Origin of the sequence: Kitasatospora phosalacinea (assembly GCF_000717185.1) — a bacterium.
Lineage (GTDB): Bacteria > Actinomycetota > Actinomycetes > Streptomycetales > Streptomycetaceae > Kitasatospora > Kitasatospora phosalacinea_A.
Map to the genome: position 1 here is coordinate 1 of NZ_JNYE01000068.1, position 14,507 is coordinate 14,507.

16 protein-coding genes are annotated in these 14,507 nt (G+C 74.5%); 7 read left to right on the forward strand and 9 right to left on the reverse strand.

What is annotated here, in order from left to right; translation table 11 throughout:
* Positions 1-94 precede the first annotated feature (94 nt).
* The gene (locus tag OO57_RS25685; RefSeq protein ID WP_051778244.1) at positions 95-463 is read right to left on the reverse strand and encodes a YrdB family protein; all 369 of its coding nucleotides are present in this window, start codon (positions 461-463) and stop codon (positions 95-97) included.
* 155 nt (positions 464-618) lie between these two features.
* Between OO57_RS25685 and OO57_RS25690 the strand changes: the two genes are divergently transcribed.
* The 4 genes from OO57_RS25690 to OO57_RS25705 all read left to right on the forward strand — a co-directional run bounded on the left by OO57_RS25690 (position 619) and on the right by OO57_RS25705 (position 4,345).
* Positions 619-1,146, forward strand: a complete 528-nt coding sequence (locus OO57_RS25690; protein ID WP_033255033.1) for a DinB family protein — start codon at positions 619-621, stop codon at positions 1,144-1,146.
* 377 nt (positions 1,147-1,523) lie between these two features.
* Positions 1,524-1,919 carry a cell division protein SepF gene (locus OO57_RS25695; protein WP_051778245.1) on the forward strand — a complete coding sequence of 132 codons (396 nt, stop codon included), beginning with the start codon at positions 1,524-1,526 and terminating at the stop codon, positions 1,917-1,919.
* A gap of 219 nt (positions 1,920-2,138) precedes the next feature.
* Positions 2,139-2,693, forward strand: a complete 555-nt coding sequence (locus OO57_RS25700; RefSeq protein ID WP_030461201.1) for a TetR/AcrR family transcriptional regulator — start codon at positions 2,139-2,141, stop codon at positions 2,691-2,693.
* On the forward strand, positions 2,690-4,345 hold the full coding sequence (locus tag OO57_RS25705) for an MFS transporter (protein WP_234337504.1): 1,656 nt from the start codon (positions 2,690-2,692) through the stop codon (positions 4,343-4,345). Before OO57_RS25700 ends, OO57_RS25705 begins: the two co-directional genes overlap by 4 nt.
* 7 nt (positions 4,346-4,352) lie before the next feature.
* On the opposite strand, the gene OO57_RS25710 is transcribed toward OO57_RS25705, so the two are convergent.
* Complete coding sequence (locus tag OO57_RS25710) at positions 4,353-6,095, reverse strand: alpha/beta hydrolase (protein WP_199811324.1); 1,743 nt, start codon at positions 6,093-6,095, stop codon at positions 4,353-4,355.
* 314 nt (positions 6,096-6,409) lie between these two features.
* Between OO57_RS25710 and OO57_RS25715 the strand changes: the two genes are divergently transcribed.
* Positions 6,410-7,093 carry a hypothetical protein gene (locus OO57_RS25715; RefSeq protein WP_051778246.1) on the forward strand — a complete coding sequence of 228 codons (684 nt, stop codon included), beginning with the start codon at positions 6,410-6,412 and terminating at the stop codon, positions 7,091-7,093.
* Positions 7,094-7,185: 92 nt separating this feature from the next.
* On the opposite strand, the gene OO57_RS25720 is transcribed toward OO57_RS25715, so the two are convergent.
* On the reverse strand, positions 7,186-7,470 hold the full coding sequence (locus OO57_RS25720) for a hypothetical protein (protein ID WP_033255035.1): 285 nt from the start codon (positions 7,468-7,470) through the stop codon (positions 7,186-7,188).
* Positions 7,471-7,709: 239 nt separating this feature from the next.
* Between OO57_RS25720 and OO57_RS25725 the strand changes: the two genes are divergently transcribed.
* Complete coding sequence (locus tag OO57_RS25725) at positions 7,710-8,822, forward strand: right-handed parallel beta-helix repeat-containing protein (protein WP_081973961.1); 1,113 nt, start codon at positions 7,710-7,712, stop codon at positions 8,820-8,822.
* 37 nt (positions 8,823-8,859) lie between these two features.
* Positions 8,860-9,945 (forward strand): methyltransferase, encoded by a 1,086-nt coding sequence (locus OO57_RS25730; protein ID WP_033255036.1) that lies wholly within the window; start codon positions 8,860-8,862, stop codon positions 9,943-9,945.
* Between the two features lie 581 nt (positions 9,946-10,526).
* Here the strand turns inward: OO57_RS25730 and OO57_RS25735 are convergent.
* Genes OO57_RS25735 through OO57_RS25760 form a run of 6 tightly spaced genes read right to left on the reverse strand, consistent with a single transcriptional unit; the run spans position 10,527 to position 14,503 of the window.
* Positions 10,527-10,847: a TcmI family type II polyketide cyclase gene (locus tag OO57_RS25735; protein ID WP_033255065.1), complete on the reverse strand. Its 321-nt coding sequence runs from the start codon at positions 10,845-10,847 to the stop codon at positions 10,527-10,529.
* A 5-nt stretch (positions 10,848-10,852) separates the two neighbouring features.
* On the reverse strand, positions 10,853-11,311 hold the full coding sequence (locus OO57_RS25740; RefSeq protein WP_033255037.1) for an SRPBCC family protein: 459 nt from the start codon (positions 11,309-11,311) through the stop codon (positions 10,853-10,855).
* Position 11,312: 1 nt separating this feature from the next.
* A complete protein-coding gene (locus OO57_RS25745; RefSeq protein ID WP_033255038.1) occupies positions 11,313-11,567 on the reverse strand; it encodes an acyl carrier protein in 255 nt (84 codons plus the stop codon).
* Positions 11,568-11,595: 28 nt separating this feature from the next.
* Positions 11,596-12,816, reverse strand: coding sequence for a beta-ketoacyl synthase N-terminal-like domain-containing protein (locus OO57_RS25750; RefSeq protein WP_033255039.1), 1,221 nt, complete (start codon positions 12,814-12,816; stop codon positions 11,596-11,598).
* Positions 12,813-14,078: a beta-ketoacyl-[acyl-carrier-protein] synthase family protein gene (locus OO57_RS25755; RefSeq protein ID WP_033255040.1), complete on the reverse strand. Its 1,266-nt coding sequence runs from the start codon at positions 14,076-14,078 to the stop codon at positions 12,813-12,815. The genes OO57_RS25750 and OO57_RS25755 overlap by 4 nt, the downstream gene beginning before the upstream one ends.
* Entirely contained in the window at positions 14,075-14,503 is a 429-nt protein-coding gene (locus OO57_RS25760) for a cupin domain-containing protein (protein ID WP_033255041.1), read from the reverse strand. Before OO57_RS25760 ends, OO57_RS25755 begins: the two co-directional genes overlap by 4 nt.
* Between the last annotated feature and the right edge of the window lie 4 nt (positions 14,504-14,507).

Consider the following 14,507-nt stretch of genomic DNA (forward strand, 5'->3'; position numbering starts at 1 on the left):
CCCTGACCAGCGTGATCTGGCACAACGACCACACCGGCCAACCCGTCAAACGCTCGCTGACCGCCTACGACCACTAGCCCTTGGCATCAATCATCTAGTGCTCCACGGCGGGCGACCACTCGCCGAGCGACCACAGCACCGCCGTGTTGACGACCATCACGGCGCCGAGCCCGACGGCCCACCCGGGGTGTCCGCCGATCGCCAGCAGGGCGACCGCGCCGCCCCAGATCAGCAGCTGCACCCCGTACCAGAGCGCCGCCGAGTCCCGGACCGGTCGCCGGGGCGCCGCGTAGCGTCCCCAGAGCACGACCGCGAGCGCCACCGGTGCCAGTGCGATCAGCACCCGCAGTGCGGCCGGGCCGTCCGGCCACGCCCCGTAGCTGCCGACCGCCAGGGCCACCAGCGCGGCCAGTTCCAGCAGCAGACGCAGCATCAGCTGGGTTCCCGTCACCACCTTGCGCACGACCGCACCTGCCCGTTCCCCCGCCACACCGACCGATGATCCGCTCTTCCTACCACACCGATCGCCCCGCCCGGGGCCGCGCACCCACCCGAGGGCCGCCCGGCGGAGCGGAAAAGGGCTCGCCCGCCACGACCGGGCTGCCCCACCATGTCCGCATGACGAACACGCGCCCGGCCACCGTCCGCACCAGCCCGCCCTTCGCCGCCGACGAGGCGACGATGCTCGGCGCCTGGCTGGACTTCCACCGCGCCACGCTCGCCCTCAAGTGCGAGGGCCTGGGCGCCGAACAGCTCCGGGAACGCGCCTGTCCGCCGTCCTCGCTCTCCCTGCTCGGGCTGGTGCGGCACATGGCGGAGGTGGAGCGCCACTGGTTCCGCGAGGTGCTGGCCGGTCAGGAACTGGACCCGTCCGGCCGCTACTGGACGGAGGAGTTCCCGGACGGCGACTTCGACCTGGTGGACGGGGCCGATCCGGTCGCCGACACCGCGGCCTGGCAGGCGGAGGTGGCGTTCGCCCGCTCCGCCGTCGAGGGCCTGCCGCTGGACACGGTCGGCGCGGGCCGCTGGCGCGACAACGAGGTGACGCTCCGTTGGATCCTGGTGCACATGATCGAGGAGTACGCCCGCCACAACGGCCACGCCGACCTGCTCCGGGAACGGATCGACGGCTCCACCGGCGAGTGACCCGCGTGCGCGGCCCCGCGCCCGCCCGACACCCCGCCCGACACCCCGCCCCGCACCCGCCCGGCTGCGCCCCGCCCGGCTGCACTCCGCCACCCCGGAGTGAAGCCGTTACATGATTGTTGACAGTGAGTCAACTAGCGTCCGGGTACCACCGATAGGGTCGTCGCGCGCAACCGTTCGCCGAGCGGTCGCGTCATTGCGGGTATCCGGACAACGACGGATATTCCCCCGCGCCACACCCCGTCCGGCGGGTGCAAGCGGGCACATCTGCGGTGATCAGTGCGATACTCGGACAGTTCCAACAAGTGGATGACGTGTCAAAACGACCCGTCGTCCCCCGGGGGACGAGTACGGAACGAGACAGGGAGGCGCGGCTAATGGGAGCACTTCGCGACGAGCACCACAACGGGTGGCTGATGCCTTCCGGCAGCTACCCGGCCGCGGCGTACGAGGAATCCTGGGAGGGCGAGGAGACGCTGCCGAGCGTCCAGACCGGCCCCTCCAAGATCGTCTCGCTCCGTCCGACCGGCTTCGAGGCCGCCCGCACCGTCGGCGAGCACATCCGCGCCGCAGTCCCGGTGGTCATGGACCTCACGGAGATGGACGACGCCGAGGCCAAGCGGATGGTCGACTTCGCCTCCGGCCTGATCTTCGGCACCCGCGGCGGCATCGAGCGGATCGCCCGCCGGGTGTTCCTGCTCACCCCGGCCGACGTCGAGGTGACGGTCATCGACCGCCCGCTCGACGAGTCGGGCTTCTACAACCAGAGCTGACCGCCCGCCCTCCGGGCCCGCCACGATACAGCCCGCCACCGCACAGCACGGCACACCACCGCACGCCCACGGACCCCGCGCCCCGCGCGGGGTCTTCGGCGTTCCCGGGGAACGCCCCACCGGCCACCCCTCCGCCCACCCCACCGGCCACGCGCGGCCCGCTGAGACACGCGCCGAAATAATGAGACATGAATGTCTCAGTTGCGCTATCCTCATCTCATGGCAACCGACCGCGACTCCGTCCTGGAGGCAGCCGTGGGCATCCTGTCCCGGCGCCCCACGGCCCATCTCGACGAGATCGCCCGCGCCGCCGGCATCAGCCGCGCCACGCTGCACCGGATCTTCCCGGGCCGCGAGGCGCTGATCCTGGAGGTGGGCGCCCTCGGCCTGCGCCGCTTCTCCGCCGCGCTCGACACCGCGCGGGTGGAGGAGGGCAACGCCGAGGCCGCGCTGCGCCGGCTGGTGGACGCGGTGGTGCCGGATGCCGCGCTGTGCGCCTTCCTGGCCGGGGAGAACCAGCTGTACGACCACGAGGAGATCAACGACCTCTGGGAGCTCCAGGACGCCCGGGTCCGCGCGCTGTTCCTGCGCGGGCAGCAGGAGGGGGTGTTCCGCGTCGAGCTCTCGGCCGCCTGGCTGAGCGAGGCGTTCTTCGACCTGGTGGCCGGCATCGGCTGGGCCGTGCAGGAAGGCCGGCTCGCCCCCCGCGAAAGCGCGTTCTCGCTCGCCGAGCTGTTCCTCGGCGGTGCTCTACGGAGATCTGATACCCCATGAGTTCCACCCCCGTCGCCGTCCGGTCCGGCCACCGCTGGGCCGGGCTCGGCGTCCTCGTGCTCGCCGTCACCCTGGTGGCGGTGGACGCGACAGTGCTCTCCCTCGCCATCCCCTCGATCACCGAGACCCTCCGCCCGTCCGGCACCCAGCTGCTGTGGATCGGCGACGTCTACTCCTTCGTGCTGGCCGGCCTGCTGGTGTCGATGGGCGCGCTCAGCGACCGGCTGGGCCGCAAGCGGGTGCTGCTGGCGGGCTCGGTCGCGTTCGGCGCGGCCTCGTTGCTGGCGGCGTACGCGCCGGGCCCGGGGTGGCTGGTCCTGGCCCGGGCGCTGCTGGGCGTGGCGGGCGCGACGATCATGCCGTCCACGCTGTCGCTGATCCGCACGCTGTTCCCGGACCCGAAGGAGCGGGCCACCGCGATCGGCGTCTGGGGCGCGGGCGCGGCGGCCGGTGCGGCGCTGGGCCCGCTGGTGGGCGGCGTGCTGCTGGAGCACTTCTGGTGGGGGTCGGTGTTCCTGCTGAACCTGCCGGTGATGGTGCTGCTGCTGGTGCTCGGCGCCTGGCTGCTGCCGGAGTCCCGCGATCCGCGTCCGGGCCGGTGGGACGTGCCGAGCGTGCTGCTGTCGATGGCCGGTGTGATCGGCGTGGTGTACGGCGTCAAGGAGTTCGCCGTGCACGGCCCGGAGCGGTGGACGACCCCGCTGGTGTTCGCGCTGGGCGCGGCCGCGCTGGCGGTGTTCGTCCGGCGCCAGCTGCGCCTGGAGGCGCCGCTGCTGGACGTCCGGCTGTTCCGGGACGCGCGGTTCACCGCGGCGGTGGTCTCCTCGCTGATCTGCCTGATCGGCCTGTCCGGTGTGATCTTCTTCATGTCGCAGTACCTGCAGCTGGTCCGCGGCTACTCCCCGCTGCACGCGGGCTTCGCCGAGATGCCGGCCTTCGTCGGCTCGGTGGCGGGCGGTCTGCTGACGGCCCGGCTGGTGCGGCGCGCGGGTGCCCGCCGGGTGCTGACGGTGGGCCTGTTCGTGATGGGCCTGGGCATCGGCGTGCTGGGCTTCGTCCGGGTGGACAGCGCCTACCTGCTGCTGGGCTCGTCCTTCCTGGCGCTGGGCACCGCCGAGGGCGTGGTGTACACGCTCTCCTCGGACCTGGTGCTGGGTGCCGCCCCGGCCGCCAAGGCGGGTGCCGCCTCGGCGGTGTCGGAGACGGCGTACGAATTGGGCGCGGCGCTGGGCATCGCCCTGGTCGGCTCGATCGTGACGGCCCTGTACGCGGGGTCGCTGTCCGTCCCGGCGGGCGTCGACCCGGCGCTCGCGGAGCAGGCGGCCCAGTCGCTGGGCGGTGCCCGGGAGTCCGCGGCCGCCCTCCCGGCGGGCCCGGCCGGGGAGTTGCTCGCCAGTGCGAACGACGCCTTCGTGCACAGCGTCACGGTCGCGGCCTGGGCCTCGGCGGCCCTGCTGCTGGCGGCCGCCGCCCTGGCCCACCGCCTGCTGCGTCACCGGCCCTCCCCCGCCGCTGCCGCCGCCGGAACGCCCACCGCGCAGCACACCGAAACGCCAGTCGAAACACCCGCCGGAACGCCCGCCGAGCAGCACACCGAAGCCCCGGCCGAAACGCCCAGCGAGGCGCACGCCAGGGAGCACGCCCACCGCTGAGCCCCCGTCAGGGGTGGTCCGCCAGGTACGCCACCAGCCGGTCGGTGTCCTGCTGGGTCCACCCCTCGGGCGGGGCGATCCGGGCCCACGCCTCGGCGGGCATCAGCCCGTAGCGGTGCCCGTGCCCCTCGGGCACCGCCTCGGAGGCGGCCAGGTCGCAGGTGACCTGCCAGAACGTCACCAGCGGGTACCACCGCATGGTCGGGGAGACGTCGTGGGCGCGCTGCCCGTCCAGCCACTCGGGCTCGCTCCAGATCAGCGAGGGCTCCCACCACACCACCGGGTCGCTGCCGTTCTGCAGGTAGACCACCCGCGGCTGCTCCCAGGCCGCGCCCGGCGGCACCGCGAAGTCGGAGGGCAGCTGGGCGAAGCGCACGTTGCGCCCGTCCTGGTAGACCGGCCGCCAGACGGGGCTGCCGGGCTGTCGCCGGTCGGTGACCGTCTCGCGCAGCGGGTTGTCGGGGGTGGGCCCGACCAGCAGCGCTCCCCCGGTCTGCCCGGTCAGCTGCTCGACTCCGCCGGGGAAGGCCCGTTCGGTGGCGTACGAGCCGAGGCTCTCGCCCGCCACCGTCAGCCGCGGCCGGGAGTCGGCGGGCAGCTGCGACCAGCGGGCGTGCACCGCGTCGTACAGGGCCTTCCCGGCGTCGGTGGCCTCGCCCTCGGTGAGGAAGGAGATCCAGCTCGGCAGGTACGAGTACTGGAAGGCGACCTCGGCGCTGTCGCCGTCGTACAGGTACTCCACCGGTTTGGCGATCCGCTCGTTGACCCAGCCGCTGCCGGTGGTGCCCAGCACCACCAGCACCTTGCGCCGGAAGCCCCCGGCGCGTTCGAGTTCGGCGACCGCGCGCCGGGCGCGCTCCTGGAGGCCCGCGGCGCTCCGGGCGCCCTGCTCGAATTCGGTGCCGTCGACCGAGCGCAGTCCGACGTAGGCCCGCACCGGGTCCTTGGCGGGGCGGCCGGTGAAGCCGGAGATCTGCGCGGCGGTGGGGGCGCTGCCGATGAAGTCGCGGCCCTTCACGCCGAGGCTGGCCCAGCTCTCGTAGGAGGCGGGGCTGCCGGAGAGCGTCGGCGAGGTGGGCCGGACGGTGCCGGGCGTGGTGGAGCGGTCGGTCAGGGCGGCGCCGCGTTCGGCCAGGTCGAGCAGTCCGCGCAGCAGGAAGCCCTCGACGAAGCCGACCACCAGGACGGCGGCGAGCGCGGCGGCCCCGGCGGCGGCCGCCCAGTTGGGGACGGCCCGGCCGAGGATCCGGCGCAACCAGCGGGTGCCGAGCCGGACGGCCCGGGCGCACAGCACCAGCAGGGCGCCGAGCAGCAGCGCGACGGGGAGCACCAGGGCCCACAGCCACCAGGTGGTCCGCGGGTCCATGCCGACGGCCCGCCGCAGGTCGCCCTGCCAGCGCACGCTCCACGCGGTGGCCGTGACCACCGCCGCGCCGCCGACCGCGGCCAGCGCCCACCACCCGGCCCGCCGCACCCGTTCCCCGGCCGCCGGGCAGCACACCCGGGCGAGGAACCCGAGGAAGCCGCCGAGGCCGTAGCCGAACGCGGCGGTGATCGCCCCGGCGGCGGCCTGCAGGTACCAGGGGCGGGGCAGCAGCGAGGGCGTGAAGGACAGGCAGTAGAACAGCACCGCCCCGGCCACCGCCCCCCAGCCCGGCCGTCGCCGTACGATCCGCCGCGCCCCGGCCGCCGTCGCTCCCGCCGGCCCCGCCGCCGTCGCCCCCACCACCGCCGCCTTCCCGTTTCCCACGACCGCTTCCCACAGCCTCTTCCCACGACCGGCGCCCACGACCGGCGCCCGTCACGAGGGCCGCGGCGGACCCCGCGGGAGCCGCAGCCTCCTGCCATACGTATCTCGCCGCCCGCGCCGCCGATCTGACGGGCCGTCCAGCTCCCCCCAATGGCGCAGCGCCGCTGGCCCCGGGTGGCGCGGGGCTCCGACGATGGGGGCGTAGGGCGGAGGCGGACGTCCGGTTCCGCATGTCCGGGCGCGGGCCGTGGGCCTGCCGGAACGACCGCGGCGTGCACGGCCCGGCGCGGTTCTGAACGAAAGGGTGCATCGCGATGCGAGACGCGGAGCGGAACGGTTCGGGCCGGGGGCTGGTCCGGCAGGGTCCGGTGGGGCCGCCGCGGCGCCCGGAGCGGCGCCCGGTGCGGCGCGGCCTGCGGGTGTCGCTGGCGCTGGCCGGTGCGGTCGCCGGGATCACGGTGGTGGCGGCCTGCGGCGGCACCTCGGGCGAGAACCCGGTGCAGGCGGCGATGTCGACGTTCACGGTCGGGCCGCCGGAGTCGGCGAGCTTCTCCGGGGAGCCGCCGTCCGCCTTCGCGTCCGCGCACGAGTCGGCGCTGGCCTCGGTGTCGGCGGCGCAGGCGTCCGCCTCGGAGCGGGCCGCCTCGTTCGAGGCCTCGGTGAACGCCCAACTGGAGGCCACCCGGGCGAAGGCCGCGGAGGCGCTGGCGAACGCCCCGGGCTCGGGCAACGGGTCGTCGGACGTGACGCTGACCGGGGTGCCGAACGCGACCTCGGGCGACCTGACCGCGGCGATCGTCACGGTCACCAACAGCACGCTGGACACCCGCTCCTACGCGATCCAGGTCGACTTCACCGACAACAGCGGCAAGAGCGTGGACAGCCAGGTGGTCGGCGTGGAGAACCTGGCGGCGGGCGCGACCGCCAATCCGGTGGTGTTCAGCAAGCTGCGGGGCCAGAACCTGATCCCGGTGGTGGTGCGGGCCTACCGCTACTGACCCGCCCCGCGCGCCGAGGCGCCCGCCCGCTCAGCAGGTACCGAGCGTGCGGGCGCCTCCGTGTCGCGGTCCTTCCGCCGCGGGGCGGGCGTTCAGTTGACGGACCGGAGGATGACGTCCTCGTAGTCCCAGGCCGGGTCGTCCGCGTCCCCCGCGGCGCCGTCGGCATCGGCCGCGAGCTCGGGCCCCGGCGCGGTTCCGGACGCGGCCCCGGCGAGCTCGTCCACGAGCTCCCCCAACTCCTCCAGCTCCCCCAGGTCCTCCAGCTCCCCCAGGTCCACGAGGTCGGTGCGGTCGGTGCGGCCGGCGCCTGCGAGGCGCAGTTCGGTCGTCCGGAGTTCGGTCTGCTCGGCGATTCGTCCACTCTGCATGTCCATGGGTCCATAGTGGTTCGGCTCGCGGGTACCGGCCCGGTGCCCGGCCGCACAGCCCCCCGATCGGGTGTACGGGTGGTACCCGCCGCCCCGTTCGGGTGCTTCGCCACCCGGTCGGCGGGTGCGGGCAACCCGTGCGAGCGCCCCGGCTGGCCGGGGCCGGGGCGCGACCTTAGCTTCGAGGCGGCGGGCGTGCCGCATGCCGTCCGCGACCGCGACTTCCGGAAGCCGGCTCCTCTTCGATGACTGTTCTCCTCGCTCCGACGCGCCCGCTGGTCCGGGCCGCCGTCGCCCTGCTGTCCTGCACCGTCTCGGTGCCCCTCGCGCTGACCGCCGCCCCGGCGGCGGCCGCCCCCACCGGTCCGGCCGTGTACCGGGTCGCACCGGGCGCGTCCGTTCAGGCCGCCCTGGACGCGGCCGTCCCGGGCGACGTGGTGGAACTCGCCGCGGGCCGCTACCCGGGCAGCGTGACGCTCGCCACCGACGGCGTGACCCTGCGCGGACAGGGCTCCGCCACCGTCCTGGTGCCCGACCCGGCCGACCGGAGCGCCTGCGCGCGGGCAGGCAACGGCGTGTGCGTGACCGGCAGTTCGGACGACCAGGGGGTGCCGGTGCGGACGCTGTCGGGGGTGGCGGTGGAGTCGCTGACGGTGGCGGGCTTCCCGCGCAACGGGATCGGCGCGGCCGTCACCGACCGGCTGACGGTGCGCCGGGTGGCCGTGCACGACAACGGCATGCAGGGCATCAGCGTCGAGATGTCGACCCGTACGGTGCTGACCGACAACGAGGCCCGGGACAACGGCCAGGCGGGGATCTTCGTCGCCAACTGGTACGACCGCAAGGGCGGCGCGCTGGAGACCCGGGGCACCGAGGTGTCCGAGAACCGGCTGTCCGGCAACCGGATCGGGCTGCAGCTGCGCCGGGTCCGCGACCTGACGGTGGAGGCCAACCTGGCGTACGGGAACTGCGGCGGCGTGTTCGTGGTCGGCGACGACGGGGTGCCGCGGGCCGGGGCGCTGACCGTCCGGGACAACGTGGTGCGGGCCAACAACCGGTACTGCCCGCCGATCCCGCGGCTGGACTCCGTCCAGGGCACCGGCATCCTGCTGACCGGTACCGAGGACGTCACCGTCTCCGGCAACCAGGTCAGCGACCACTCCGGGACGTCGCCGATGTCCGGCGGCGTCGTGCTGTACCCGAGCGTGGTCGGCGCGCCCAACGCGCGGGCCACCGTCACCGGCAACGCGCTGCGCGACAACCTGCCCGCCGACCTCGCCGACCGGGACCCTCACGGGACCGGCAACGCGTTCACCGGCAACGCCTGCCGGACCTCCGAGCCGACCGGCCTCTGCTGACCCCCCTTCACCATCCCCCCGACGAAAGGCCACGCCCATGACCTCCGCCCCCACCAGCACCGCCGTCCGACCCGACCCCACCGTCCCCGCCACCCCCGCCACCCCCGCCGTCCCCGCCGTCCCGCCCGCGATGCTGCTGCGCGAGCTGGTGTTCGGCGCCGCCTGCGCGGGCGCGGTCCGCGCCGCCGCCAGCCTGGGGCTGCCGGACGCGCTGCAGGACGAGCCCGCCACGGCCGAGGAACTGGCCGGGCGACTCGGCGTGGAGCCGGGGCCGCTGCGGCGCCTGCTGCGCGCGCTGGCCTGCTACGAGGTGTTCGCCGAGGAGCCCGACGGCCGCTACCGGCACACCCCGCTGTCGCGCCTGCTGCGCAGCGACGAGCCGGGCAGCCTGCGCGACATCGCGCTGTGGTGCACCGAGCCGTGGACGTGGCAGTCCTGGTCCCGGCTGGACGACGCGGTGCGCACCGGGCGCAGCGTGTTCGGCGACGCCTTCGGCAAGGAGTTCTTCCAGTACCTGCACGACGACGCCCCGGAGTCGGCGGCGCTGTTCAACCGGGCGATGACCCAGTCCAGCCGCCAGTCGGCGCAGGACCTGGCGGACTTCCTGGACCTGGCGGGCGTCGCCTCGGTGGCCGACATCGGCGGCGGCCAGGGCCAGGTGGTGGCCGAACTGCTGGAGCGCCACCCGGAGCTGCACGGCACCCTGCTGGACCTGCCGAAGGTGGTGGAGCACGCGGACCCGCGGCTGCTGCCGGGCGGTTCGCTGGCCGACCGGGCCCGGCTGGTGCCGGGTGACTGCCGCACCGCCGTGCCGGTGCAGGCGGACCTGTACCTGGTGAAGAACATCCTGGAGTGGGACGACGACTCCACCCGCCGGACGCTGCGCAACCTGCGCCAGGTGGCGCGTCCGGGCGCCCGGGTGGTGATCGTGGAGAACCTGGTGGACGACTCCCCCTCGATGCGGTTCACCACCGCGATGGACCTGCTGCTGCTGCTGAACGTGGGCGGCGCCAAGCACACGCTGGGCAGCCTGACCTCGCTGATCGCGGAGTCCGGCCTGCGGCTGGACGCGGTCGCCCCGGTCAACCCGTACCTGCACGCCTTCTCCTGCACGGTGCCGTAACCACGGCGCCGTAACCACGGCGCCGTAACCATGGCGCCGTAACCACGGCACCGCGACGGAAGGGGCTGCCCGGAACCCGCCGGGCAGCCCCTTCCGCGGTGTTCCGGGCCGCTGCGCGGGCGGACGGCGTCCCGGCGGATCCTTGTGGAGTCGGGCTGCTCGGCTTCGCGGATGCCGACCGGCTGGCCGGCTGCCCGGTCGTCAGAACGGACCGGTCGGCCGTCAGGGCGCCGTCGACGTCGACGTACGGCGGCGCACGGCAGGGCCCCGGTCAGGCCGCTGCCGACGGGGCCGAGCGGGGCGTGCCGGAGCGGGACGTGCCGAGCGGGGCATGCCGAGCGGGGCATGCAGAGCGGGCACCGGCCGGATGTTCTCGGCGGTGCCCGGGTCGGTGTGCAGTTGCTCCAGCCGTTCGGGAGCGGTGGGCCGCCCGTGGTGCCCGCGGTCGGGGCACGCGTGCCGGGTGCCCGTCCGGCGGCTGCCGTGGACGGGGGCGCCGCGGCCTGCGCAGCGCCCCCGGTCCGCCGGTCCGGTCCGCTCGGCGGCGGCTCTCCCGTCCCCGCGTCCTCGGGGCGCGGCGTTCAGCGCTCCCAGCGGTAGAACTCCTGCGCCATGGCGTCCTTGGGGCTGCGCCAGGTCGCCGGGTCGTAGGCGTCGACGTAGACGGCGAGGCGTTCGCTGACGTCGCGGAAGTCGGGGTGCTGGGCGTACCTGGCGACCTCCGGTCCGGCGGGGCGCTCGGACTCGATGAGGTGCAGGTAGACGTCGCCGAACTGGAAGAGGCTGCGGCCGGTGACGCCGATCAGGCCGGGCAGGGCGCCGCGGTCGGAGTCGGCGAAGACGCCGGCGATGTGGTCGGCGGTGCCGGGCTTCATCCGGGCGACGATCAGGGCGCGGTGCACGTCGTTCACCGGGCCGCCCCGGCGCGGTGCTCGACCTTGGCGCGGATCAGCTCCATCTGGACCTTGGAGTTCTGGTTGATCCGGTCGGTCATGCCGAGGTCGTCGACGGGAGCGGTGGGCTTCATCGCGAAGTCCTGGATCCAGCGCATGCTGGTGCCCTGCGGGTGCTCCTCGTACTCCCAGCGGATCTCCATGAACTCGAACGGTCCGGGTTCGACCCGGCGGGCCCGGACGACGAGCTTGTCGCGGTCGGCCTCGCGCTCGGAGACCCAGCTCCAGACCTGGCCGTTCTCGTCGGGGTGCATGGTGAGCCGGAAGCGGACCAGCTGGTCCTGCCGGTCGAGGACCTCGACGGAGGCGTACTCGCTGAACAGCTGGGGCCAGTTCTCCAGGTCGTTGGTGACGTCCCAGACCAGGTCGACGGGGGCGTTGATGACGACGGTGTTGTCGGTGTGTCCGGGCATCTCAGGCACCAGCCTTCACGGAGGAGTTGACGGTCTGCAGGAACTCGGCGACGGGGCTGCCGAGCAGGTCGGAGGAGTCGATGGAGACGCCGTAGCGGTTCTCCACGTCGGAGAGGACGCCGAGCACGCCGAGCGAGTCGACGCCGAGGTCGAGGAACATGCAGCCGGGGTCGGCGAGTTCGTCGACGGTGACGGCGACGCCGGCCCGGGTCTTGATCAGGGTGGCGAGTTCCTCGTAGGTGATCTCGGAGGGCATGTCGTGCTCCTTCGGGGGTCGGGACGGGTCAGGGCCGGCGCAGCAGCAGGGCGGAGTTGGAGCCCATCAGGCCGCGGCTGAGCACCAGGGCGGTGCGCAGGTCGGCGGAGCGCGGGTAGCCGGTGACCAGGTCGAGGCCGTACGGGCAGTCCGCGGTGTGCGGGGTGGGCGGGACCAGGCCGTGTTCGAGGGCGAGCACGGCGGCGGCGACGTCCAGGGCGGGGGCGCCGCAGTGGGCGCGGCCGAGGCCGGCCTTGGGGGCGGTGACGGGGACGCGCCCGGCGTGGTCGCCGAGGGCGTCGGCGAGGGCGAGGGCCTCGGCCCGGTCGGCCTCGGGGACGCCGAGGGCGTCCGCGAAGACCACGTCGACCTCGTCGGGGGCGCAGCGCGCCTCGGCGAGGGCGCCGCGGATCGCGTGGGCGAGTCCTTCGCGGCTCTCGGCCCAGCGGGCGGCGCCGGTGAAGGTCGCGGTGTGCCCGGCGATCCGGGCCCGGGGGCGGGCGCCGCGCAGGCGGGCGGTGTGCTCGTCCTCGACGACGAACATCGCGCCGCCCTCGGCGGGCACGAACCCGACCGCGTCGCTGCCGAACGGGCGGTAGGCGCATTCGGGGTCCTCGGAGGTGGAGAGCCCGGGGTAGCCGAGCTGGCAGACCATCGAGTACGGGGCGACGGGGGCTTCGGCGGCTCCGGCCAGGACGGCGTCGGTGCCGCGGGCGACGGCCCGGGCGGCGTGGGCGAGGGCGTCGAGGCCGCCGGCCTCGTCGGAGGCGACCACGCCGCAGGGGCCCTTGAAGCCGCCGCGGATGGAGATCTGGCCGGTGGAGGCGGCGTAGAACCAGGCGATCGACTGGTAGGGGCCGACGTGGTGCGGCCCCTCGGCCCACAGGTGCTGCAGTTCGCGCTGGCCGAACTCGCCGCCGCCGGAGCCGGCCGCGGTGACCACGGCGACGCCGTACGGGTCGTCGGGGTGGTCGGCCAGGTCGGCGTCGGCCATGGCGAGTTCGGCGGCGGCCATCGCGAAGTGGGTGAACCGGTCGGTCTGGACGAGGTAGCGGGGTTCGACGTACTGCTCGGCGTCGAAGCCGCGCACCAGGCCGGCCGTCCGGAGCGGGAGGTGCTCGCAGCCCTCCCGGTCGATCGGGCCCAGTGCCGAGCGTCCCTCGCACAGGGCCTTCCAGTAGTCGTCGGCGCCGATGCCGTTGGGTGCGACCACGCCGATGCCGGTGATCGCCGCGCAGCGTTGGTTCATGCAGCTGCCTCCACCTTGCTCAGCACCACCGCGGACTGGAAGCCGCCGAATCCGCTGCCGACCGACAGCACGTGGCGCAGCGGCAGTTCGCGGGCGGTGCGGGGGACGTAGTCGAGGTCGCACTCGGGGTCGGGCTCGGTGTAGTTGGCGGTGGGCGGGACGACGCCGTGGTGCAGGGCGAGGGTGCAGGCGACGAGTTCGATCGCGCCGATCGCGCCGAGCGAGTGCCCGACCATCGACTTGATGGAGCTCATCGGGGTGCGCCGGGCGTGCTCGCCGAGGGAGCGCTTGACGGCGGCGGTCTCGTGCCGGTCGTTCTGCTTGGTGCCGGAGCCGTGCGCGTTGACGTAGTCGACGGCCTCGCCGGGGAGTTCGGCGTGGGCCAGCGCCCGGTCGATGGCCCGGGACATCTCCAGGCCCTCCTGGGTGAGGCCGGTCATGTGGTACGCGTTGCCGAAGGTGGCGAAGCCGCCGAGTTCGGCGTAGATCCGGGCGCCGCGCCGCCTGGCGTGCTCCCACTCCTCCAGCACCAGGACGGCGCCGCCCTCGCCGAGGACGAAGCCGTCCCGGCCGGCGTCGAAGGGGCGGGAGGCGTGCTCGGCGTCCTCGTTGCGGGCCGAGGTGGCCTTGATGGCGTCGAAGCAGGCGACGGTGATCGGGGAGATCGGCGAGTCGCAGGCCCCGGCGACGATCACGTCGGCGCGGCCCTCCTCGATGGCGAGGGCGGCGTAGCCGACGGCGTCCAGGCCGGAGGTGCAGCCGGTGGAGACGGTCTGCACGGGGCCGTGGGCGCCGATCTGCTCGGCGACGGCGGAGGCCAGGGTGGAGGGGGAGAACGCCCGCTCCAGGTGCGGGGCGGCGGGGGCGTGGTCGACGCCCCAGTGCTCGCCGCGGCTGCTGACCAGGACGTAGTCGCGTTCCAGCCGGGTGGTGCCGCCGACGGCGGTGCCGAGCGAGACGCCGATCCGCCAGGGGTCCTCGCGGCCGGGGTCGAGTCCGGCGTCGGCGACCGCCTCGGCGGCGGCGACCATCGCGAACTGCACGTACCGGTCGTTGCGGGCGGTCTGTTCGGGGGTGAGGCCGTGCGCGGCGGGGTCGAAGTCGCACTCGGCGGCGATCCGGGAGCGGAAGCCCTCCGGGTCGAACAGGGTGATGCCGCGGGTGGCGGTGCGCCCCTCGGTGAGCAGTGACCAGAACCGGGGGACGCCGATGCCGCCGGGGGCGACCACGCCGATCCCGGTCACCGCGACCCGGCGCGTCACGAGGCCGCCCCGGCGGGTTCCGGCGGTCCGGCTTCCGCGGCGGTCTCCTCGGTGTCGACGTGGCCGAGTTCGGGGCGCGGGGCGAGCGGGCCGAGGTGGAAGACCATCCGGGCCTCGGTGCTGCCGACGTTGCGGAAGCGGTGCCGCATCCCGATCGGGATCATCAGGCCCTCGTCGGGGCGCAGCCGCTGCGGCACGCCGTCCAGGTCGACCTCCAGTTCGCCGGAGATCACGAACACGAACTCCTCGGAGTACGGGTGGTAGTGCTCGCCGATCCGGTCGCCCGGTTCGACGATCGCCACCCCCATGAACCCGCTGGTCGCCCCGCACGCCGGCGGGGTGAGCATGGCCCGCAGGTCTCCGCCGCGCTTGCGGTTGGGGGGCGCGTCGTCGACGTGGACGATGCGTGGCATCTCGGTGGTCACGGTG

Coding starts and splice junctions, on each gene's coding strand:
- OO57_RS25690 (WP_033255033.1), top strand. CDS start 619: ATGACGAACACGCGCCCGGCCACCGTCCGCACCAGCCCGCCCTTCGCC.
- OO57_RS25695 (WP_051778245.1), top strand. CDS start 1,524: ATGGGAGCACTTCGCGACGAGCACCACAACGGGTGGCTGATGCCTTCC.
- OO57_RS25700 (WP_030461201.1), top strand. CDS start 2,139: ATGGCAACCGACCGCGACTCCGTCCTGGAGGCAGCCGTGGGCATCCTG.
- OO57_RS25705 (WP_234337504.1), top strand. CDS start 2,690: ATGAGTTCCACCCCCGTCGCCGTCCGGTCCGGCCACCGCTGGGCCGGG.
- OO57_RS25715 (WP_051778246.1), top strand. CDS start 6,410: ATGCGAGACGCGGAGCGGAACGGTTCGGGCCGGGGGCTGGTCCGGCAG.
- OO57_RS25720 (WP_033255035.1), bottom strand. CDS start 7,470: ATGGACATGCAGAGTGGACGAATCGCCGAGCAGACCGAACTCCGGACG.
- OO57_RS25725 (WP_081973961.1), top strand. CDS start 7,710: ATGACTGTTCTCCTCGCTCCGACGCGCCCGCTGGTCCGGGCCGCCGTC.
- OO57_RS25730 (WP_033255036.1), top strand. CDS start 8,860: ATGACCTCCGCCCCCACCAGCACCGCCGTCCGACCCGACCCCACCGTC.
- OO57_RS25740 (WP_033255037.1), bottom strand. CDS start 11,311: ATGCCCGGACACACCGACAACACCGTCGTCATCAACGCCCCCGTCGAC.
- OO57_RS25745 (WP_033255038.1), bottom strand. CDS start 11,567: ATGCCCTCCGAGATCACCTACGAGGAACTCGCCACCCTGATCAAGACC.
- OO57_RS25750 (WP_033255039.1), bottom strand. CDS start 12,816: ATGAACCAACGCTGCGCGGCGATCACCGGCATCGGCGTGGTCGCACCC.